Source organism: Paenibacillus sp. GCM10027630, from assembly GCF_042676305.1.
In the GTDB taxonomy this organism is placed as follows: Bacteria; Bacillota; Bacilli; order Paenibacillales; family NBRC-103111; genus Paenibacillus_S.
On sequence record NZ_JBHTGY010000009.1, the window covers coordinates 58,374 to 79,479 of the forward strand.

General features: G+C 48.7%; 16 protein-coding genes and 1 pseudogene. 13 read left to right on the forward strand and 4 right to left on the reverse strand.

Annotated elements, in window-relative coordinates; translation table 11 throughout:
* Positions 1-48: 48 nt before the first annotated feature.
* The 3 genes and pseudogenes from ACFQ0C_RS04725 to ACFQ0C_RS04735 form a co-directional block, all read right to left on the reverse strand.
* Positions 49-1,407, reverse strand: a complete 1,359-nt coding sequence (locus tag ACFQ0C_RS04725) for a glutamate-1-semialdehyde 2,1-aminomutase (protein ID WP_379364430.1) — start codon at positions 1,405-1,407, stop codon at positions 49-51.
* An 82-nt stretch (positions 1,408-1,489) separates the two neighbouring features.
* Positions 1,490-2,287: a PhzF family phenazine biosynthesis protein gene (locus tag ACFQ0C_RS04730; protein ID WP_379364432.1), complete on the reverse strand. Its 798-nt coding sequence runs from the start codon at positions 2,285-2,287 to the stop codon at positions 1,490-1,492.
* A 613-nt stretch (positions 2,288-2,900) separates the two neighbouring features.
* Positions 2,901-3,962: pseudogene (locus ACFQ0C_RS04735) on the reverse strand (LCP family protein); the annotation flags it as partial.
* 332 nt (positions 3,963-4,294) lie between these two features.
* On the opposite strand from ACFQ0C_RS04735, the gene ACFQ0C_RS04740 reads away from it, so the two are divergent.
* From ACFQ0C_RS04740 to bcp, 5 genes are all read left to right on the forward strand, one after another.
* Positions 4,295-5,362: an ABC transporter ATP-binding protein gene (locus ACFQ0C_RS04740; RefSeq protein WP_379364434.1), complete on the forward strand. Its 1,068-nt coding sequence runs from the start codon at positions 4,295-4,297 to the stop codon at positions 5,360-5,362.
* A complete protein-coding gene (locus ACFQ0C_RS04745) occupies positions 5,355-6,149 on the forward strand; it encodes an ABC transporter permease (protein WP_258217250.1) in 795 nt (264 codons plus the stop codon). The genes ACFQ0C_RS04740 and ACFQ0C_RS04745 overlap by 8 nt, the downstream gene beginning before the upstream one ends.
* A 4-nt stretch (positions 6,150-6,153) precedes the next feature.
* Positions 6,154-6,939 carry an ABC transporter permease gene (locus ACFQ0C_RS04750; RefSeq protein ID WP_258217249.1) on the forward strand — a complete coding sequence of 262 codons (786 nt, stop codon included), beginning with the start codon at positions 6,154-6,156 and terminating at the stop codon, positions 6,937-6,939.
* Positions 6,940-7,114: 175 nt separating this feature from the next.
* A complete protein-coding gene (locus ACFQ0C_RS04755) occupies positions 7,115-8,410 on the forward strand; it encodes a serine hydrolase domain-containing protein (protein WP_379364437.1) in 1,296 nt (431 codons plus the stop codon).
* A gap of 51 nt (positions 8,411-8,461) precedes the next feature.
* Complete coding sequence (gene bcp / locus ACFQ0C_RS04760) at positions 8,462-8,929, forward strand: thioredoxin-dependent thiol peroxidase (protein ID WP_379364439.1); 468 nt, start codon at positions 8,462-8,464, stop codon at positions 8,927-8,929.
* A 668-nt stretch (positions 8,930-9,597) separates the two neighbouring features.
* Here bcp and ACFQ0C_RS04765 read toward each other — a convergent pair.
* Positions 9,598-10,461: an AraC family transcriptional regulator gene (locus ACFQ0C_RS04765; RefSeq protein WP_379364441.1), complete on the reverse strand. Its 864-nt coding sequence runs from the start codon at positions 10,459-10,461 to the stop codon at positions 9,598-9,600.
* Between the two features lie 173 nt (positions 10,462-10,634).
* On the opposite strand from ACFQ0C_RS04765, the gene ACFQ0C_RS04770 reads away from it, so the two are divergent.
* The 8 genes from ACFQ0C_RS04770 to ACFQ0C_RS04805 all read left to right on the forward strand — a co-directional run bounded on the left by ACFQ0C_RS04770 (position 10,635) and on the right by ACFQ0C_RS04805 (position 21,075).
* Positions 10,635-11,693 carry a Gfo/Idh/MocA family protein gene (locus ACFQ0C_RS04770; RefSeq protein ID WP_379364443.1) on the forward strand — a complete coding sequence of 353 codons (1,059 nt, stop codon included), beginning with the start codon at positions 10,635-10,637 and terminating at the stop codon, positions 11,691-11,693.
* Between the two features lie 99 nt (positions 11,694-11,792).
* Positions 11,793-12,668, forward strand: a complete 876-nt coding sequence (locus ACFQ0C_RS04775; protein ID WP_379364445.1) for a sugar phosphate isomerase/epimerase family protein — start codon at positions 11,793-11,795, stop codon at positions 12,666-12,668.
* 28 nt (positions 12,669-12,696) lie between these two features.
* The gene (locus ACFQ0C_RS04780) at positions 12,697-13,530 is read left to right on the forward strand and encodes a sugar phosphate isomerase/epimerase family protein (protein WP_379364447.1); all 834 of its coding nucleotides are present in this window, start codon (positions 12,697-12,699) and stop codon (positions 13,528-13,530) included.
* Between the two features lie 93 nt (positions 13,531-13,623).
* Positions 13,624-14,544, forward strand: coding sequence for an Rpn family recombination-promoting nuclease/putative transposase (locus ACFQ0C_RS04785; protein WP_258217484.1), 921 nt, complete (start codon positions 13,624-13,626; stop codon positions 14,542-14,544).
* A gap of 194 nt (positions 14,545-14,738) precedes the next feature.
* Entirely contained in the window at positions 14,739-16,187 is a 1,449-nt protein-coding gene (locus tag ACFQ0C_RS04790) for a polysaccharide deacetylase family protein (protein ID WP_379364450.1), read from the forward strand.
* 133 nt (positions 16,188-16,320) lie between these two features.
* Complete coding sequence (locus tag ACFQ0C_RS04795; protein WP_379364452.1) at positions 16,321-17,298, forward strand: AAA family ATPase; 978 nt, start codon at positions 16,321-16,323, stop codon at positions 17,296-17,298.
* Between the two features lie 425 nt (positions 17,299-17,723).
* A complete protein-coding gene (locus ACFQ0C_RS04800; protein WP_379364568.1) occupies positions 17,724-18,548 on the forward strand; it encodes a DUF58 domain-containing protein in 825 nt (274 codons plus the stop codon).
* The gene (locus ACFQ0C_RS04805) at positions 18,511-21,075 is read left to right on the forward strand and encodes a transglutaminase TgpA family protein (RefSeq protein WP_379364454.1); all 2,565 of its coding nucleotides are present in this window, start codon (positions 18,511-18,513) and stop codon (positions 21,073-21,075) included. Before ACFQ0C_RS04800 ends, ACFQ0C_RS04805 begins: the two co-directional genes overlap by 38 nt.
* The last annotated feature ends 31 nt before the right edge of the window (positions 21,076-21,106 follow it).

A 21,106-nucleotide genomic window follows, 5' to 3' on the forward strand; every position in this document is an offset into this window, starting at 1 on the left:
TAAGCTATAATAAAGAAATATGAATGCGCGAAGCTCATTTCATGCAAATTAGTGGGAGCTGATAGGATCCTTAGCCATTAGAGCAAAAGCACGTTCTGCCGCCTCTATTGTAGCGGCAATGTCGTCATCGGTATGGGCGGAGGTCATAAACCATGCCTCATACTTCGATGGAGCGAGACAGATGCCCTGATCGAGCATCAGACGGAAGAAGCGGGCGAACTGCTCGCCGTCCGTATCCTGAGCTTCCTCGTAGTTGCTTACGGGATGGCTGCAGAAGTGGGTCGACAGCGATCCGCGGATGCGATTGATCGTCAGCGCGATGCCGTGCTCGCGCGCGGCTGACGCCAGGCCGGCTTCAAGGCCGGCCGCGAGCTTGTTGAGCCGGTCGTACAGACCCGGCTCTTGAAGTGCCTGCAGGCATGCAATGCCTGCAGAAATGGAGGCAGGGTTGCCCGCCATGGTCCCCGCTTGATAAGCGGGGCCGAGGGGCGCTACCTGCTCCATGATGTCCTTGCGGCCCCCATAGGCCCCGATCGGCAGCCCGCCGCCGATGATTTTGCCCAGGGCCGTGAGGTCTGGCTCGATGGCCGCGAGGCTGGGCGCTTCTAGGCCATCAAAGGTTTGCGCTGCGCCGTAATGAAAGCGGAACGCGGTGATCACCTCGTCATAGATGACGAGGGAGCCGTTCCGCCGCGCTGCGGCGCACAGCCCTTCGAGGAAGCCGGGCTTCGGCATAACCATGCCGAAGTTGCCCACGATGGGCTCAACCATGACGGCGGCGACTTCATCGCCCCACCGCTCAAGAGCGGCCTCGAGTGCCTCGATGCTGTTATACGGCACAGTAATGACCTCGCTCGCGATGCTTGACGGTACCCCGGCGCTGTCGGGAATCCCAAGCGTTGAGGGGCCGGAGCCTGCTGCAACCAGAACAAGGTCGGAGTGGCCGTGATAGCAGCCGGCGAATTTAATGATCTTACTGCGTCCTGTATAAGCGCGGGCGACCCTGATGGTCGTCATCACTGCTTCCGTACCGGAGTTGACGAAACGAACTTTATCAAGCGATGGGATAGCGGCCTTGATCATTTTGGCGAATTCGATTTCCAGTTCAGTGGGTGTGCCGAACAGGGTGCCGTTCTCCGCAGCGCGGCATATAGCAGCCGTTACATGCGGGTGAGCGTGACCAAGAATAATAGGCCCATATGCGGCTAAGTAGTCAATGTAGCGGTTGCCATCCTCGTCCCAGAAGTGGGCACCTTGACCGCGCTTCATAAAGACGGGTGAACCGCCGCCCACTGCTTTGAAGGAACGGGAGGGGCTGTTGACGCCCCCTACAATATGCTGCAGCGCTTCCTTATATAGCTCCTCGGAGCGTGGTTTAGGTAGGGCAGGAATTGCTGAATTAGTCATTGCAAAAACTCCTTTAATGGTTGTATAACGAAAAATAGCCGGGAGCTAAAAGCCGCTCCTAGCACAATCAGTCCATGAGAGCTTACCGCATTATGAGTCCTTTGACCACAACAACGGCTTGTCCCTGGATAAGAACACGGTCGCCCGCCATTTGCAGCCTTAGAAGGCCGCCTCTTTTTGACAGCTGAGCAGCTGTAAAGCTGCTTTTTCCCAGCTTGTCCTTCCAATATGGCGCTAGTCCGCAATAAGCTGAGCCGGTAACTGGATCCTCATCAATGCCGATTGGAGAGTAGAAACAGCGAGCAACAAAATCAAAATCGGCATGATCCGAAAGGCTTGTTACTATAAGACCGCGTGCCTGGAGCTCCTTCAGCTTTTTAAAATCAGGCTCCAACGCTCTCAAAGAAGCTTCCGATTCAAGTTCAATAATATAGTCCAGTCTGTTACGGTAAACCGCAGTAGGAATAATTCCATTCAATGCTTCGACTAACACTTGCGGCATTTCTGCAGGGGATGGAGGCTCTGCTGGAAAGTTCAGCTCAATTCCATCATCCAGTCTCTTGGCAGTCAGCACCCCACTCTTCGTATGGAAGCGCAGATGATTAAAGCTGTAGGCTGCACCGGTTTCCCAGAGCACTTGAGCACTTGCTAATGTGGCGTGACCGCATAAATCCACTTCATACTTCGGTGTGAACCACCGGAGCTTGTAGCTTCCGTTACCTAAATCGACTAGAAAGGCAGTTTCGGACAGATTAGTTTCCTCAGCAACTTGCTGCAGCCAACGATCATCTTCAGGAAATTCATCGAGAATACATATAGCAGCGGGATTTCCTGTAAAAGGAGTAGCAGTGAATGCATCAACCGTATAGATAGGGATCATTTTCGATCAGCCCCTTCTTATTAAAAGGAATTAGCATAAGTGCGTGCTTTAGTTTACTAACTAGTTACTAACGTTAAATGATATGGTCACTCATAAAAGTTTTCTAAAGCTTGGGTTAAGGGGTAGGTGTGCTGCTCGTTGCATTGGGTTTTGCCCCATTAGCAGGAGTGGTAATGGCTTTGTCTTGTTTCCCGTCTGTGGAGGGAATTGTTGTTACCTCGCCTGGCTTGGCTCCAGTATTGGGAGCATTGCTTGGCCCGTTGTTTTTGGTATCATTAGCTGAGGCGGCTCCAGTGCCGATGGTTTTCTCGGTGTGAGCAGGCGAACTGGTTGGTCCATTGCTTTTGCCATCATTAGTCGGAGCGGCCCCAGTACCGATGGTTTTCTCGCCTGCAGTCGGTGTGCTGCTTGCTCCACTACTTGATTTGTCATTAGCGGCCGGCTTTGAATCCGGGACAGCGGAAGAACTGCTGATTGGTTTAGATGCAGGGACGGGAACGTCCAGTTTGGCCCCAGTCAGGGGAGTTGTTCCTGCTGTACCGGCTTTTAGGCCGGTGTTAGGAACGGTGCCCACCCCGGTGCTTTTTGTATTGGCAGCGGGAGGGGCGTTTGGTGCATTGCTTTTTATGCCTGTGCTTGAGCTTGGGGTGACCGTTGCTGGTTCGCTGCTCTTCATGCTTTCTTTTACTCCTGCCGCTGCTGCGGAAGGATCACTACCATTGAATAACGCTTGAATGTAGGTTTGAAGCTTATCGCGATTAACGGAGATGACCTCCGCACTTCCTACCCGCTTCTCAATCAGGAGCTCGGAAGGAGGGATTTGTTGACTTACCATTCCTTCGGTCTTGGCCTCATAGCCAAGGCTTCCAAGCTTCAACATATCGGTTGTAGTAAGATTAGTTTCAATATAGGGATCTATGCTGCTTAAAATTTTTGGAAGCTTGATAATGGAGGAAGTGCTCTGCATCTTTTGTGCAACGGCCTGCATAAAATTCCGTTGCCGCTCTGTTCGAGCAAAGTCGCTTAATGCATCATGCCGGAACCGGACGTACTGAAGCGCCATTTTGCCGTCCAAATGCTGCATACCTTTTTTAAGATTAATATCATATTCATGACCATCCTCGGAATCCGAGTATTTCATGTTCTTTTCAACATCGATATCTATGCCGTCTATGGCATCAACGAGAGCCATAAAGCCCTTGAAGTCGGTATATACATAGTATTGCACCGGAATGCCGAGAAGGTCGCCCACCGTTTTCATAGCCAAATTGGGACCGCCCAGTGCCAAGGCCGCATTGATACGATCTTCGCCAGAGCCTGGAATCTTTACATACGTGTCACGCAGGATAGAAAACAGGTATGCTTTCTTCGTGGTCGGATCAATAGACGCTACTATTAAAGTGTCCGAACGCGGCACTTCATTCTTCTTCATCCCTCGGGAATCTCCACCAAGCAGCAGCACATTAACCCGCTGTTTGCCTTCCCATTTGGGAGGTGTAAAGGTTTCACTGGTTTTCGAAAGGCTGTGGGTTGAGAGAGTGTTGAAAAATTTGCTGCCCTCCGGCTTGCTTTGTATTTTATTGCTGAAATTTACGAATGCATATGTATAATATCCGAGCACCCCTAAGAGAAGTATAACTACCGACAGCAGAGACCATTTTAATTTTCTAGCCAACTGATCCGCCCCTTTCATCAAGTGTTCGTTCCTTTTCCTTTGCGATGGGTTCGTGTATCATTATGCATATAGCGTTTGACAATGCTGCGGGATCATACGTGAATGGCCAGTGGAAATTTTTTCAGGTAGCAAAAGCCGCCAGAAATTCATCTGTGGATATTATGTTGGCTGCTGCATCCAATGAATGATCTCCTATAATTATTATAGTTTGTTTGCTTTATTTATATCAAGTTTCAACATAATCAGACAAAATGAGCTGAAGAGGCGCAGTGTAATACCCCTTTTTGCTGTGGAGGTCTGTCGTATTTTGAATAAACCATCAGGAGGAAGATATGCTAGCCATTGAAGTGAACAACCTGCGAAAGGAGTTCAAAGTTCAAAAGAGCCGTGAAGGGCTGAAAGGAGCTTTGCGCGACCTGTTTAATCGAGAGTATAACCAAGTCACAGCTGTAAAAGACATAAGCTTTCAAATTCCAAAAGGAGAAATTTGCGGTTATATCGGCGAGAATGGAGCTGGCAAATCCACCACGATCAAAATGTTGACCGGCATTCTTGTTCCGACCTCCGGAGACATCCGTGTAAACGGCTATGTTCCCTACAAAGATAGGGAGGCTTTCGTACAGCACATTGGTGTCGTGTTCGGTCAACGAAGCCAGCTTTGGTGGGATATCGGTGTTATTGAATCCTTTCAGCTGCTTAAGAAGGTGTACCGTGTCTCGGAAGCTGACTTTAAGCAGCGCCTAGATGAGCTGGTGCAGCGATTGGAGCTTGCTAAGCTGTTATCCCGCCCTGTTCGGAAGCTGAGCTTGGGACAACGTATGCGATGTGAGCTGGCGGCGTCTCTGCTGCATAACCCGCAAATTGTGTTTCTGGACGAGCCGACCATCGGGCTGGATATTGTAGTTAAGACCGAGATTCGTGAGTTTTTAAAATCGATGAATCAACGTTATGAAACAACGATATTGCTGACCACGCATGATCTTCAGGATATTGAAGCCCTATGCTCCCGGGTTATTATGCTTGACGATGGACGCATTATTTATGACGGCGGATTGGAAGAATTGAAGGCCAAGTGGGGCAAGGGCAAAGAGGTTATCCTTCAGTTTACCGAACCGGTAACGCTTGAGCGGCTGCAAGGGCTGACCCAAGGTCTTGAGGTAGCTTGGTCAATCGAGAACAACCTCATTGCCCGTGTATGGATCCCTCAACAGCAAGCCAATGTGTCCGAGGTGCTTAGCCGTGTTGTCGGTGTGATGAATATCGAAGATATCAAAATCGTCGAGACAAATACGGACGACATCGTTCGTGAAATTTATAAATCAGGCTCGGCTGATACCGAGAATCGCCGGACCCTTGGACAAGCGTCTAAGGAGGAACAGGAAGTGGCCGTACATGTATAGCGCTTATATCGATATGATCCGCATCCGCTTCTTGATGATGCTGGCTTACCGCGTCAATTACTATAGCGGCATCATTATTTACGCGCTTAACATTGGAGCGTATTACTTTTTATGGAAAGCTATTTATGGCACTAACGAATTGCTGGGCGGAATGACTGTAGCACAGATCACTACATACGTCGCCGTATCCTGGATGGCGCGAGCCTTTTATTTCAATAACCTGGATCGGGAAATCGCTAATGAAATCAAGGACGGCAGTGTGGCCATTCAGTTTATTCGTCCCTACAATTATATCATTGTAAAAATGATGCAGGGTCTCGGAGAAGGTATATTCCGTTTCTTCCTGTTCTCTGTACCTGGAATGGTCGTCATTTCATTCTTGATTCCGGTTAAGCTGCCAACGGATCTTGAGGTGTGGGGAATTTTTCTGCTGATGCTGTTTCTAAGCTTTCTTATTAACTCGCAGATTAATATTATTACGGGCTTGTTCGCTTTTTTTCTTGAAAATAACGAAGGCATGATGCGCATGAAGAGGGTTGTCGTCGATCTGTTCTCAGGGCTAGTGGTACCCATGTCATTTTTTCCAGGCTGGGCGGAAGGTATCTTGAAGCTCCTTCCTTTTCAGGCGATAACGTATTTGCCGGGCGCTGTGTTTACGGGAAAAGTGAGCGGTAGCGCAGTTTACCAGGTGTTCGGAGTGCAGCTTCTATGGTTTGTTCTCTTGATTGTTCCGCTCTATCTGCTATGGCGCGGCGCACGGACACGTCTGTTCGTGCAGGGGGGTTGATAGCATGTTCTATGCAGGCTTACTAATTGATTACTTGAAAAATTACATGAAAACGCGCTTGTCCTACCGTTCCGATTTCTGGATCGAAGTGTTATCGGATTTGCTGTTTAATGGTTTGAATTTGTTTTTCATTCTGGTGGTGTTTCAGCATACCCAGCAGATTGGCGAATGGAACGAGCATCAGATTTTATTTGTCTACGGCTATTTTATGGTGCCCTACGGTATTTTTATTACCTTTTTCAATCTGTGGGGATTTACGGAACGGTATATTGTGAAGGGTGAGCTGGACCGTATTTTAACAAGACCGGCCTATAATCTGGTGCAGCTGATGCTGGAAAATATGGACCCGTCCTCGCTGTTCAGCGCTTTGACCGGATTTGCCATCATGATTTACTCCTGGACTCATTTGGGTCTTAGTCTGACCTGGTATGATCCATTTGTGCTCGTGCTGCTTGTATTGGGCTCGATCATGATCTACGGAGGGGTGTACATTTTCTTCACCTCGCTGTCGTTTTTCTCAGATTCGCCGACGGGGATTTTACCTCTGCTGTGGAATTTACAAAACTACGGCCGGTACCCGATGACGATTTATAATAAGCTGCTAGGCTTCCTGCTGACTTGGGTGCTGCCGTTCGGCTTCGTTGGCTTCTATCCTGCCGCTTATTTTCTGGATCGTGAGCATTGGGGGACCTTCGCGCTTTTGACGCCGCTTGTCGGATTGGTGTTCCTGGTGTTTGCGCTTGCTGTATGGAACTTTGGAATCAAGCGATACCGCGGCGCCGGCTCTTAAAGAGCATGGGGTGAAGGTTTGTGGCTGACTATTGGAAGTAAGTAGTTACCGTGTACTCTAACCTCCATTTTCAGCAAAAATTAAGCTTCTTTTAAGCAAACTTTTAGGTAAATATCATTCTTTCTCCATGCGTGTGTTCTATAATCCTTCTTATAAGATAGGAGGGAGCCTGGAGATGGAATATAGAGAGAACAGAGAAACCAACCTAAAGGATAAAGGACCTACACGAAGTTTCAGGAGCAGTCTGCCACAAAAAGGCGGAATGCTCCTGCTGTGCTGTATGATGGCGTCAACGGCAGGATGCGGCGAAGCCAAAAAGCCCGCATCATCGAAACCGCAAAGCGCCTATTCGAGTGAGCAAGCGATTGAATCGATTAAGAAAGTGAAGTCGCCGGATTACTGGCCCACCAAAGGGTGGAAAACCGCCAAGCCTGAGGAGCACGGAGTTGATTCCGCCGCGCTTGCTGAAATGGTGGATCAATTCAAAGGGCATAATCTCCATAGCTTCGCCCTTATCCGTAACGGCTATTTACTGGCTGAAGGCTATAATCAGGATACCGATGCGGATAAACGACAGCCGATGTATTCAGTAACGAAAAGCTTCACCTCCGCGATTACAGGGATGGCTATTGAGGAGGGCATACTGACTGGGGTAGATCAGAAGCTTAAGGATTTTTTTCCGGAGGTTCAGGAAGACCAGAAGAAGGCTAATATTACGTTGGATAATCTGCTTACGATGACTTCGGGATTGGAATGGGATAATAAGGGCGACCGCTCATCCAATGAAATGGCCGATTCACCAAACTGGATCAAGTATGTGCTTAATAAGCCAGTCGTTGCTCAGTCAGGAACTGTGTTTAACTACAGCAACGGCAGCTCTCACTTAATGTCAGGCATCCTGCAGGAAGCGATTGGGATTCCTATAAGCTACTATGCTAAAACCAAGCTTTTTGACCCATTAGGGATATCCAACGCAGCTTGGGGGACAGATCCGCAGGGAGTGTCCGTTGGAGGGTGGTCCTTACAGCTTACGACGAGGGATATGGCCAAGTTTGGGCTCATGTATTTGCATGAAGGCCAGTGGGACGGCCAAAATATTGTGCCGCGCAAATGGGTCGAAGCTTCTATAAAGCAGCGAGTGAAACAACCTATAATAGACGGTACACAGGGCGGTTATGGTTATTTCTGGTGGCTTAAGCCAATCGCCAGTGAGCAAAATGAAATGTTGGATCACGAAGTATTCTACGCTTCAGGGTCGGGTGGCCAACGAATTTTCGTCATCCCGGACTATAATCTGATTTTGGCGGTTACGGCTGACAACCAGAAGGAAGGCTATATGCCGGAGCAAATGCTGGTCAAGGCGTCGCTGGCCGTTAGATCGGATAAACCGCTGAAGGCTAGCTCTGAGGCAGAAGCTAAGCTTGCGGCCTCGCTGAAAAGCTTTAAAGCGACTGCGGATAAGCCGGAGTAAGGACTCATTTTTTAGTTACACGGTGTATAAAGAGGAAGGAACTGAGGAATTTTGGCTAAGGTAGAGATAGATAAAGTTGTACCTGATTTTACACTTTTGGCGAGCAGCGGCCAGCAGGTATCGTTGCAGCAGTACCGGGGAAAGAGGCTGGTGATCTATTTTTATCCAGCCGATATGACTCCGAGCTGCACGCAGGAAGCATGCGATTTCCGCGATTATAACGGTCAGTTTGCACAATTAAATGCTGAAGTGATCGGAATCAGTCCGGATGATCTGAAAAAGCATGACAAATTTATAACGAAATACGAGCTGCCTTTTCTGCTGTTATCCGATCCCGATCACCAGGTTTGCGAGCTATTCGGTATATGGCAGCTGAAAAAGCTGTACGGTAAAGAGTATATGGGAGTTGTACGCTCAACCTTCTTAATTGACGAAAACGGCAAGCTCGTTAAGGAATGGCGCAAGGTAAGGGTGAAGAACCACGTAGCGGAAGTGCTTCAGGCATTGAAGGAAATGTAGTAAAGATCAGGTTTTCCTAAGCAGAATTGCTTATGGGAAGCCTGTTTTTTTAGGTTGCTTTCATTGTAAAGGAGGCACAGGATACTCTTATGGCTGCCAAAATTCCAACGCGCGCAAATCCCGGGCGCGCGTTGCGGCATTGCATGGCGGTCGGTCGAACCCCACGCGGAAGACGATAGATGGAAATCCTCCCGTTAATCCAGCCTGGATATCGTTTGAAACCAATCTAACTGGAAAAGCTCCTGCTAATCTAGGTGATATGGCTGAGATCAGCCCAAATCCTTAGAATTATCAGGAGAAATTCCAGTTATAGGGCTTGAAACGCTATTTTCGGGAGAAAATAATGTGACATTTTCCTGATAATTGCGTGGGATTCGCTAGGCTGCCATGCAGTGCTTGTTACGAACCCCGAACCCCGCGATTAGCACGCGTTGGAATGCGACCTCATCTCTACTATTCGCTGAGAATACCCAAGAAGGGCTATCTCAAAAGGGTAAACCCTGGTTAGTGAGTGAATGAATCCGATAGAATGTGCAAAAGAAACTTTTATATGGAGGGTTCTTTTGCAACCCTATTTTCACGATAATGGTGGATGGGCTGTTCCAAAATGAATTTTGGGATAGCACTTTCCAAGGACACCGCAAGGCGTTTTTTTATTATCAATAACCTCACATATTTTTACGGTAAACGTTCGGAGCCAGCCCAACATACTTCTTAAATAGCCGTGAGAAGTAGAAAACATCCTTATATCCCAATGTATCGGAAACTTCTTTAAGGGTCAGGTCTGTATTTAATAAAATATTTTTGGCTTCTGCAGCCTTCAACCGATGGATATATTCATTGAGAGGGTATCCGGTATATTCGCTGATGCTGTGGCGCAGTGTCGAAACCGAAATGTGATGGCGTTTGGCTAATTTGGCGGCATCAATTGGTTGGAGCAATGAGTTGGATATATCCTCCAAAATTTGATTCATTTGCTGGGATTTTCCGTGCTCTGGAATTTGATTTGCACTCCAAATAAACTCATACAACAATGATTCAAGCAGCAGCGAAGCACGATCAACATTCGCGGGTGTCCCGCTCTCCATGAGCATAAAAATACGATCAATTCGATTTTGCAAGGAATCATCCGTACCGACCTGACGGACTCTTCCAGGGTGAATGGGCCAGTACTCCAACCACTCCTTTAACCGTTCCCCCTCTATATTGAAATAATATTCATCCCAATAACCGTTCATTTCCGGGCCATATTCGAACACAGCATCCGGATAAAACCAGAATATACTCCCAGATTCCACGGTTTGCCGTACTCCGTTATTAACCTTGTAGTAGCCTCTCCCGCCTGTGATATAAACAAGTGCCCAAGTTTGAAAAGTCGCTTCGTTCCTTTGTAGTGTTCTGCCTGGCAAATGCCCGACGTTGGTGACAGTTAAAGTCTTCAGGTTGAGCTTGCTTTTATCCACCTTGCGGTCAATGATGCGAATCGGAACAGGACTGATCATATAGTCCATGAAACTTGTTACTTTGTACATTCACGTCTGCCTCCGATGCATGGTATGTTTGGTTTAATGTGTTCCTTATGTGCAATATAGCGGTAATGTGGTATGAACATATGCAACATGCTTGTAAAAGTAATTGTATCGTGAAAGCGCTGTTTGGAAAAGAGCTTTTCAAGCAGTTATCCCCAAGGAGAGGAACGATAAACATGTCTAAAGTAAGAGTCGCCGTGATTGGCGCAGGATCCATTTCGAATGTGCATTTAACGGCCTATGCGGCCAATCCGAACGTTGAGCTGGTTGCCATTTGTGACCTTAATGGAGAGAGAGCGAAGGGAAAAGCTGAACAATACAAAGCCTCAAGAACCTTCACTGACTACAAAGAACTGTTAGCCGACCCGAATATCGATGCGGTAAGTATCTGCACCTGGAACAACACTCATGCGGAGATCAGTATCGCCGCATTGGAAGCGGGCAAGCATGTGCTATGCGAAAAGCCTCTTTGCAAGACAGTGGAGGAAGCGCTGAGGGTGCAGGATGCGGTACAGCGTACAGGGAAGCTGCTGCAGGTTGGCTATGTGAGGCGGTTCGGACAAAATGTACAAACGCTGCGCAAGTTTATCGATGCGGGTGAGCTTGGGGACATTTATTATGCCAAGGCCTCCTGCTTGCGCCGATTAGGCAATCCTGGTGGATGGTTCGCGGATGGCGAGCGTTCCGGCGGCGGGCCCTTGATCGATCTTGGAGTTCATATCATTGATTTGTGCTGGTATTTGATGGGCAAGCCCAAGGTTAAATCCGTAAGCGGGAATTCATATCGGAAGCTAGGTAATCGTAAACACATTGACAACTTAGCATTTTATAAAGCGGCGGATTACGATGCAGACAAAAATAACGTGGAGGACTTGGCGAACGCGTTAATTCGTTTTGATAATGGTGCTTCTCTATTCGTAGATGTCAGCTTTACGCTGCATGCCAAAAAAGATGAGCTGACCGTCAAGATCTACGGTGAAAACGGTGGGGCTGAGATTGAGCCTGAGCTGCAAATTATTACCGAGAAGCATCAGACTATTTTGAATGTAACACCACAGATTGATCAGCCAAGCTTCGAGTTTCAGCAAGCCTTTCAAGCTGAAATTAACCATTTCATCGACTGCTGCCAAGGTAATGCGGAATTGCTAAGCCCAGTAGAGGATGGGGTGGAGATGCTGAAAATTTTGAGCGGTATTTATCAGTCGGCAGCCGAAGGCAAAGAAGTTGAATGGTAAGCAGGAGGATAATAGCTGGTGTAAGGAGCTTCCTCTGAAAGATACAGCTATAGGCATTATTCCTTAATAAATTCGAGAAAAGAAAGGATGGGATCTACTGTGAAGCTAACTAATAAAATCGGAGTTATCGTGGATAGCTTTGGAATTGGAGTTCGTTCAGGGCTCTTAAAAGCCAAAGATGTAGGTGCACAAGGCGTCCAAATTTATGCGGTGAGTGGAGAAATGGACCCTGCCAATTTGCCGTCTCATGCACGCAAGGAGCTCAAAAGCTACATCGATTCGCTAGGCCTTGAGATATCGGCGCTATGTGGTGATTTGGGCGGACATGGCTTCCAGGACCGCAAAGCCAATTATGAGAAAGTCGAGAAATCGAAACGGATTCTGGATCTGGCCATGGAGCTTGGAACGAACATCGTCACGACCCATATCGGGATTGTGCCTGACGATGTGCAGAGTGAGATTTACGATTCCATGCAAGTCGCATGTGAGGAACTGAGCAATTATGCGAGGAGCATGGATGCTTATTTCGCGATTGAAACCGGTCCGGAGAAAGCGGCGCATTTGAAGTCTTTTCTGGACTCGCTTACGGTCAATGGAGTATCCGTTAATTTTGACCCTGCGAACATGGTAATGGTTACTGGAGATGATCCGGTGCAGGGAGTTCATATTCTAAAAGATTATATCGTCCACACGCATGTTAAAGATGGAGTGCGCTTCCGTGAAATCGATCCTAGGGAAGTATACGGCTTTCTTGGCTTTGAAAAGATGGATCATCAAAAAATCGCTGAGATGGGATCCGCTGGTCAAGCCTTCAGAGAAGTGCCTCTCGGTGAGGGCAAAGTTCCTTTTGCTGAATATTTTGCTGCGCTTCAGGAGATTGGATATACGGGCTATTTGACTATAGAGCGCGAAGTCGGCGATCAGCCGGAAACGGATATACGCAAAGCGGTTTCTTTTATTAATGCTTTTAAATAACCTGCTGTGGGAGAGGGAGTGTTTTGGGATGAAAATAGCATTAAGCGTGTGGAGCTGCCATCAAAACTTTTATAATAAAACGTGGTCAAATGCGGATTTTATCGATTTCGTTGGAACTACCCAGGCTGCTGGCGTCGAGCTGTTGAGTATGTTTTGGAATGCCGATACGGATATCCCTCAGGTGCAGGAGGCGCTGCTGCGCAATAACCTGAAGCTGGCCTGCTTTGGTGCTTGCAACAATCTGGCCCAACGAGATGAGGCGAAGCGCAAAGCACAGGTCCAGGACATTTTAACAAGTGTTGATATGGCAAGGCTGCTGGGTGCGAAGGTAGTCCGGATTTTTTCCGGTGACCGCGCTGAGGGACTGACCTTTGAGGAAGCCAAAGTGTGGATTATCGAAGGACTGAAAGAAGCTGCGGCCTATGCTGAAGAGAAAGGCATAATCTTATGCTTGGAAAATCACGGACATTTCGCTGGAAAGGCCAGCCAGGTGAGCGGCATTATCCGAGAGGTTGGCTCTGATTCTTTGCGAAGCACATTTGATACCGGGAACTTTCTGCTGGTGGATGAAAATCCTAGTGATGCGATTAGACAGCTGCTGCCCTTAGTATCCCACGTTCACTTGAAAGATTTCAAAAAGATGGCTCAAAACGATCCGCAGGGAAGAAGCTATACCTCGCTAAGCGGAGACATTTATGTTGGCCAAGCACCGGGGGAAGGGGATGTAGATCTTCCATTTATTTTGTCCCAGCTGAAGGCTGCTGATTATGACGGTTGGCTGGCTGTGGAGTACGAAGGAAATGAAGATCAACAAGAAGCATCAATCCGTTCTATCCAAAATTTGTATAAGCTGATGCAATAGGTAATATCTAATATTTACGTAGGAACAAATGTTTGCTAAAATAATAAAAAGTCATTATATTGCCCAGTGTTCACAGGGGGAAGGATTAATAATATGAGCGAGGATAACGAAGCGCAGCCTCAGTTTATTTTGAATTCAAGCAAGAATCATGATGAAGCGTTTAAGAAGCTGCTGCAGACGTTTTTCGCAGAATTTATTGAATTGTTTTTTCCTGAAGTGAGTGAGCTGCTGGACCATAGCAAAACAAGATTTCTCATGCAGGAGCTGCTTGTGGATGTTGTTGGGGAGGAAGCACGTCAGCTTGATTTGCTGCTGGAGACCCGGTACAAAGAATTTGATGCCTATATATTGGTTCATTTAGAGCCGCAGTCATACAAACAGGCTAAGTTCAATGAACGGATGTTTATTTACTATAGTCGGTTGTTTGAACGGCATCGTGAAGAATATAAGCTGGTTATCCCTATTGCCATTTTTACAGCGGATGAAATTAGGGACGAACCGAATACACTTCTCATGACAATTCCTGGGCATGACATTCTTCGTTTTGAATTTCTCAAGGTAGAATTGAAGCGGCAGGAATGGAGACGCTTTATTGATTCAGAAAATCCGGTAGCTGCAGCGTTATTAGCCAAAATGGGTTATAATAATAAAGAGAAGCGCGAGATGCGACTTGCCTACTTGCGTATGATATTGAGATTGCAAAAGAAGCTGGATGGAGCACGTCTGGCACTCATCATGTCTGTGGCTGATATGTATTTTGAACCCAATGAAGAGCAGGAAGAATCGATACTTCGCGAATTTAGGGAACAATATCCGGAAGAAGGTGAAGCGATTATGGAGCTAATGCCGGCTTGGAAGAAATGGGGCTATGAGGAAGGGATTGAAAAAGGAATCGAGAAGGGAATCGAAAAAGCGGTTCTTAAAATGCTCAGCAAAGGTTTCACACCTGAAGAAGTAGCCGAAACGCTTGAATTGCCAATGGACGATATTCGGAAGTTGGCCGCTAAGGAATAGTTGTCTGTGAAAAGTAATGCCGAAGTAGAAGCTGCATCAGCAGCCCCCTGCTTCGGCTTTTTGCATTAGGGTTTTAGTTCTGCATTACAGGGATTCTAGACCCTGAATTGTAAAAAATAATTCATGCATACGATCGCTAAATCTCCCATATAGTCTGATAGTTGAAATTAATAGATTATGCGGAGGGATTCACCATGCCTAACTTGCCTCATGTTCATCTATTCCGGCGTATCAGCCTGTTTCTCAGCTTGATGCTAGTCTTGCTCTATTTTGTGGAACCGGTTTCTAGGGCGTATGCTGCAGCCAATGATGAGGAGAGACAGGAGGCTTATGAGCAATTAAAATCCGGAAAGCGGATATGGACGGATAAAGCCTATGTGCAGCCGGATCAACCAACGGTCTATTTAACTTTTGATGACGGGCCAAGTAAGCTGACAGGCAAGGTGCTGGATATTTTACGGGAAGAGGGTGTGCTTGCGACCTTCTTTATGCTGGGTGAACAGGTCAAGACCTATCCTGAGCAGGTTAGGCAGGCTGTGAAGGATGGGCATGCGATAGGCAATCATACTTACAATCATAAATATAACGAGCTATACACCAGCGTTGCGTCGTTCTGGAAGCAGATTGAACAAACCGAACAGGCATTGGATGAGACAGCGGGTGTGAAAACGAGGTTGATACGAGCCCCTGGAGGGACGTTCGGTAATTTTGATGCTTTTTACTTTTATTATTTAGATCAAGCTGGCTTTGAGGTGCATGATTGGAATATCGACAGCGGGGATTCCAAAAGAGTAGGGGTTCCGGCAAGCGAAATAATCCAGACTGTAAAAAACGGTCCATTTGGCGACCAAGTCATTTTGCTAATGCACGATGGGACTGGACATGAGCAAACCGTTAAGGCGCTGCCTGATATTATCCGGTTGTTTAAGGCCAAGGGCTATGCATTTGCACCCCTCAGTCCGCAGGTGAAGCCTGTTCATTTTTCAGCAGGAAAAATCAAATGGAACCGGTCAGTTGGATCGGAGCTACATAATAGACTTTTAGCTGAAGCGGGAGAGCAACGGCATGCATTCGAAGAATTGGGTACTGAAGAGGATCAGGAGTTGGCACAAAAAGAAATAGAGAGCCCACAGGGGCAGCAGTTAGCTGGGGAGACCTTGAATTCACAGGAGTATCGGGTGTATGAGGGAACGGCATTCGATGGGAATGGGAGTGTGAGGGAGCAATCGCTGCAGTCCGAGCTGTTGGAGGTTATTTTGGGCAGTGACAGGCTGCTCTTTGAACCAGGCCAATATCGCTTGACTGGTGGAAATTATCAGGTACCGGTACGTAACCTTATAGAAGCCATGGGAGGTCACGCGGATTGGCGTGAAGGCCAGCGTACGGCTGTTGTTCATTATGGATCTCACGTGATCGAATATGATTTTTCTCATCATGAAATGCGCGTGAATCAGGGAGAGAAGCAAACGGTCTATCATTTACCGCAGATGGAATTAAGAAATGGAACGGTGTATGTACCGCTTCTCAAGACAGTAGAGCTGTTGGGCAGTCACATAATCAATGATGGGGTGGACAATGGCAACGGGCGGATGCAAATCCAGGTTGCACTTACCGGGGGGTATGCGGTCACCTTTGGATTCTAGCTATCCATACTCACACAGGGAATTAGAGGGTTGAAATGATGTGAACCAAGGTAAATGGTATTGCTGTCTAAAGGAACTGAAGACTGGAAATACTAGAATCATAGAATGGGATCTATGAGGAGGTATTTCGGTTATGCAGGTGCATTCATCTTATTTTGACAAGCCGCAAGAAGTATTGGAACGAATAATCTATCAAATGGAAAAAGTGATTATAGGCAAACGAGATGTCATAGAGAAGCTGTTGATCGCTCTTTTATGCGGGGGACATGTGCTGCTGGAGGATGTGCCGGGAGTTGGTAAAACGATGCTTGTCCGGGCCCTCGCCAGAACAATCGATTGTAGCTTTAAAAGGATTCAATGTACGCCGGATTTGCTGCCGTCGGATTTGACTGGAAGCAGTATGTATAATCAGCAGACAGCCCGGTTTGAATTCAGGCCCGGCCCCTTAATGGCTAATTTAATATTGGCGGATGAGCTCAATAGGACCACCCCTCGGACTCAGGCTGCCCTGCTGGAGGCGATGGAGGAGAAATGCGTAACGGTGGACGGAGAGGCGTATGCACTGCCGGAGCCATTTTTCATTCTCGCTACGCAAAATCCTTTTGAGTTTGAAGGAACCTTTCTGCTGCCGGAAGCTCAGCTGGACAGGTTTTTCATGAAGCTTCGACTAGGGTATCCTGAGCCAAGTGAGGAGGTTGAGCTGCTAAACCGTGTTGCCGAGCGGCACCCGCTTACACAGCTTCGTCCGCTGCTGCTGCCCGAAGAGTTCATGGCTCTACAGAAGGAGGCGCTGCGGATACATGTGGATGATGCGGTTAAAAGCTATATTGTAAATATAACGGCCGCTTCTCGGAACCATCCTCACTTGGCACTTGGGGCGAGCCCTCGCGCTTCGATTGCTTTAATGCGTGCGGCACAGGCTCGTGCGTTCATGTCCGGCCGCAGCTACGTCATACCCGATGATGCCAAGCAGCTCGCGGTGTCAGTTCTGGCGCACCGATTGCTGCTCTCTGCGGATGCAGCATTGTCTTATACGAGCTGTGAAGCTGTATTGAATGGAATTATTGCGGGTGCTCCGATACCTTCACGGCGTTATGCGCCGGCACAGTAGGAGATAACGTTATGTTTAATAACGTATTGAATCTGTTGATCCTTATTCTTTGCGGCTTGCTCGCAGCCTATTGGGGAATTCATGAGGGAGGGCGGTCGGCATGGCTTTGTACGTATGGGATAGGGACGCTGCTGGTTTATCTTGGTATGGTGTATATAAGTTTCCCATCGAGGATCCGAGTACATCGGTCTATTGAACATTCCCGCTGCTGGAGCGGAGAAGCGATAACGATGGAACTGCGAATGCATTTTCGTGGATTTTTTTCGATACCCTCGGTTTGGCTGTCTATTGAGGAAATTTGGAGCCATATAGGAACCGATGAGAAGGTCGTCTTTAAGGATACCTATCGGCCTTCCTTGTCGAGAGCTGTTAAGCTAAATGCGGTAATACCGGGTCTGCCGCGAGGTTTGTACCGATTGGAAGCGATGACGATCAGCATAAGCGATGCATTCGGGCTGCTGCATATCAGCCGGAAAGTACCGGTTGGGGAGCACGAGCTGCAGGTGCTGCCCAGGCCAAGACCTCTGCAGCCGAATCTGGACGGCGCTGGAGGGGAACTCCAGCGCCGCAGTCGGCAGCAGCAGCTGCAGCGGCTGGCCTCGTCCCCGTTGATCTACGGGACGCGGCCCTACGCGCCGGGGGATCCGCTAAGCCGGATCCACTGGCGCGCAACCGCGCGCGCAGGTGCCCTGCGCGCCAAAGAGTCGGAGCAGCCCGGCATGGACCGGCTGCTCATCTGTATCGACGCGGCCGCAGGCCCCTCGAACGCAGCCGCGTTCGAATCGGCCATCGAGGCCGCGGCAGGGCTGGCCAAGCGCGCGCTGGAGCTTGGCTTGACCGTGCGCCTTGCCGCGTCTGATCGGCAAGGCCGTGTCCTGGAGGCGCAGGGGCGAGAGCGCCTCCCTGAGCTGCTCCGGCTGCTCGCGCTGCTGCCGTGCAACGGCGACCGCCCCCTGGCGGGGTTGGTGCAGCGGGAGACGCTGCATCTCAGCCCAGGGGCCGGGATCGCCATCATCACGGCACAGCCGGATGAGCAGCTGCTGCACTTGCTGTGCCGGCTGCGTTCACGCGCCGTGCAGCTGGTGTACATCCACAGCGAGGCCAATGGGCCGGACGCTGTGGAGCAGTGGCGGCGGCAGGCTCGGGCCGCGCGCTGCCGGTTTACGGCGGTCGGCGCGCTAAGCCGCCGCACCGCCGAAGGAGGTGCTGGCGATGTCGCAGATGCCAATCGATCCGCCGCCGTTATATAAAGCGGCGCCTCCGCTGCCTGAGGCAGCTTCCAGAATTCCAGCCGCCTCAGCGCGGCTTGTATCCGCCCTGCTGCTGTTCTGGCTTCTGCGAGAATGGATTATTCCCTTGGAGCGATTATCTGACATCACGGAAGTGTACAGCACTACGCCCTTTTTGATCGCCTTTGGCCTGTTTTTGGTCCTCGATATGCTTCGCGTACCGGGAGGATCCGCATGGCCATTAAAGGCTATAGTAATCATTGGAGCTGCAGCAGTGCTGCATAGCGGTAGCTGGCTGCCTGGTGGAAGCTGGTGGGCTGGCTGGCTGAGCGATCTCACAGGAGATGCGCTCAACATCGCGCAAGGGAGATTCTCGGAGCTTGAGCCTGTAACCCGGACCATGCTGTTCCTGGGAGGCTGGTCGTTTTTCATATGGGTTGTACATTCTTTTGCTGCTGAGCGTCAACAGATCGGTTGGTTTGTGCTGATGACTTTATTTTATCTGGTGCTGCTTCAGCTCATATTTGATATTGATATGTCACTTGCACTGCTGAGTGCTTCGGGAGCCGGGCTGCTGCTGCAGGGCTCGCTTCAACCCGGTCGTTGGCTGCGTTGGTATCAAGAATCACCCCGAGTCCAACCGCTTGCCAAACATCGCATAGCAGGAGGCGCTGTGGCTTCTTTGATAGCCAGCTTCACTGTTGCAGGCTTATGCTTGCTTGGGGCATGGATTGGAGCTGAGCAGCATCCACGGGAAGGCAAGGCAGTTGATTGGTCTGAATACGTATATAAATGGCGGCAGGCGCTTCCCTTATCAGCATGGAATGTATCAAGTAATTCGGCTGATGGACGTAAAACAGGCTACGGTGCAGACGATTCCAAGCTTGGCTTTCCTTTGAAGCCTGATGACCATTTTGCTTTTACAGCACGTACAACCCAGCTTACCTACTGGCGAGGTGAGGCTAAAAATATATATACAGGACAAGGCTGGGGACAGACGTATTCCCAACCTGTTCAGAACCTGATGGATTCGGCAATCACAGCTGCTGCTTCTTACAGTCAGGCTTCGAACAGCTCAACCGGCACAGCAAAAACGCTCGTGCATCAAGAGGTGACCCTTTGGCAAAATGGACTCGACAGCCAATTGTTTCTTGGCGGTGAATTGTTTAAAATTGATGAGCTCATCTCCAAAGAGGGAGAGCCCATTTCACCTGAATGGATATGGAAAAACAAGCTGACAGACCGCGTTCTTCTCCCAGCTATGGCGGATCCACTTGCTTCTTATAAGGTCCAGGTGCTAGCCTGGAATCCTTTACCGCCATTGGCGGACAGCTCTGCTGATTATGTATTAACGGATGCTTTTAAAAACACATATTTACAGCTCCCAGATAAACTTCCGTCACGAGTTGCGGAGTTGGCTATGAAAATTACAAAGAGTAAGGATTCCTCTTATGAAAAGGTAAAAGCTATCGAACAATTTTTGCAGGAAAATTACTCCTACAGTATGGAGCGGGGCAGACCGCCCTCGGCTGGGCAAGATTTGGTTGATCAGTTTTTGTTCGAGCAGGGAGTAGGCTATTGCGATCATTTTTCTTCAGCTATGGTCGTTATGCTTCGGACAATTGGAATTCCTGCACGCTGGGTAAAAGGCTTTGCACCCGGTGAGGTCATTGCTGTGGAAAAGCTTAATTCCAGTACGAGGTCTGCTTCATCGTCGGTAGCTCAACGGCCAGCATCTTTTGATGCCGCTGCTGTAGCAGAGGAAGTGAGCGGCTTATCAACTCCGCTTAATGATTCTATTTACACCGTGGAAGTGCGTAATAAAGATGCTCATTCGTGGGTGGAGGTTTATTTCCCGGCAGCAGGGTGGATACCTTTCGATCCTACACCCGGCTTTAATGAGAGTAAGGCACTCCAAATTAAGACGGCTGCAGACTCTGCTTCTGCTAGTGACAATGGAGTTGGACACAAAGCGGATGGCGAGCTGCCTTTATCAGGAGGTTATGCCCTCCTTCAATTTGTACCGTCGCTGGGGCAAATTATCCCCATGCTTCGCCGATTTGCTGCTGTATTACCCACATATGCCAAGGAGCTTGTCCCGCTTCTCCACAGCATAGTCTTGTGGATGAAGTCTTGGTTACCTTTATTCCTGTGCATAGTAATTGGAGTTTTCTTGGTTTTTCTTATCCACATGTGGATAAGAAAATATCGTAGCAGGCCTATTTTTTACTCGCGGCTCGGAGCTGGTGAACGAGAACGAGAATCATCGAGCCTCTCAGGGACTATGAGGAATTGGACTGCCATGCGCTTATCAGAGCGTTTATGGAACAAGCTGCAACGGCGGTGGGGAGCTGCTGGTGCATCTCAGACGATGCGGGAGTATCTGCTTACAAGGCCGTTCACTACGGATACCCAGCGCAGTGCACTGCTTCGGCTGGTACGGCTATTGGAAGCTATCCGGTACCACAACGGACCTGGACGGGTGACATACAGCCAGCTGCAAATAGCTTGGCGCGAGTTTAAAAAGGCATCAAACGGTACGCAATGAGTTTATGTAAGCGAATAGAGATATTTATGTG

Bases quoted from the DNA above. Each gene is read 5' to 3' on its own strand.
- ACFQ0C_RS04750 (WP_258217249.1), top strand. From the start codon at position 6,154: ATGTTCTATGCAGGCTTACTAATTGATTACTTGAAAAATTACATGAAA.
- ACFQ0C_RS04795 (WP_379364452.1), top strand. From the start codon at position 16,321: ATGCAGGTGCATTCATCTTATTTTGACAAGCCGCAAGAAGTATTGGAA.
- ACFQ0C_RS04765 (WP_379364441.1), bottom strand. From the start codon at position 10,461: ATGTACAAAGTAACAAGTTTCATGGACTATATGATCAGTCCTGTTCCG.
- ACFQ0C_RS04770 (WP_379364443.1), top strand. From the start codon at position 10,635: ATGTCTAAAGTAAGAGTCGCCGTGATTGGCGCAGGATCCATTTCGAAT.
- ACFQ0C_RS04790 (WP_379364450.1), top strand. From the start codon at position 14,739: ATGCCTAACTTGCCTCATGTTCATCTATTCCGGCGTATCAGCCTGTTT.
- ACFQ0C_RS04725 (WP_379364430.1), bottom strand. From the start codon at position 1,407: ATGACTAATTCAGCAATTCCTGCCCTACCTAAACCACGCTCCGAGGAG.
- ACFQ0C_RS04800 (WP_379364568.1), top strand. From the start codon at position 17,724: ATGACGATCAGCATAAGCGATGCATTCGGGCTGCTGCATATCAGCCGG.
- ACFQ0C_RS04740 (WP_379364434.1), top strand. From the start codon at position 4,295: ATGCTAGCCATTGAAGTGAACAACCTGCGAAAGGAGTTCAAAGTTCAA.
- ACFQ0C_RS04785 (WP_258217484.1), top strand. From the start codon at position 13,624: ATGAGCGAGGATAACGAAGCGCAGCCTCAGTTTATTTTGAATTCAAGC.
- ACFQ0C_RS04745 (WP_258217250.1), top strand. From the start codon at position 5,355: ATGTATAGCGCTTATATCGATATGATCCGCATCCGCTTCTTGATGATG.
- ACFQ0C_RS04755 (WP_379364437.1), top strand. From the start codon at position 7,115: ATGGAATATAGAGAGAACAGAGAAACCAACCTAAAGGATAAAGGACCT.
- ACFQ0C_RS04780 (WP_379364447.1), top strand. From the start codon at position 12,697: ATGAAAATAGCATTAAGCGTGTGGAGCTGCCATCAAAACTTTTATAAT.
- ACFQ0C_RS04805 (WP_379364454.1), top strand. From the start codon at position 18,511: ATGTCGCAGATGCCAATCGATCCGCCGCCGTTATATAAAGCGGCGCCT.
- ACFQ0C_RS04730 (WP_379364432.1), bottom strand. From the start codon at position 2,287: ATGATCCCTATCTATACGGTTGATGCATTCACTGCTACTCCTTTTACA.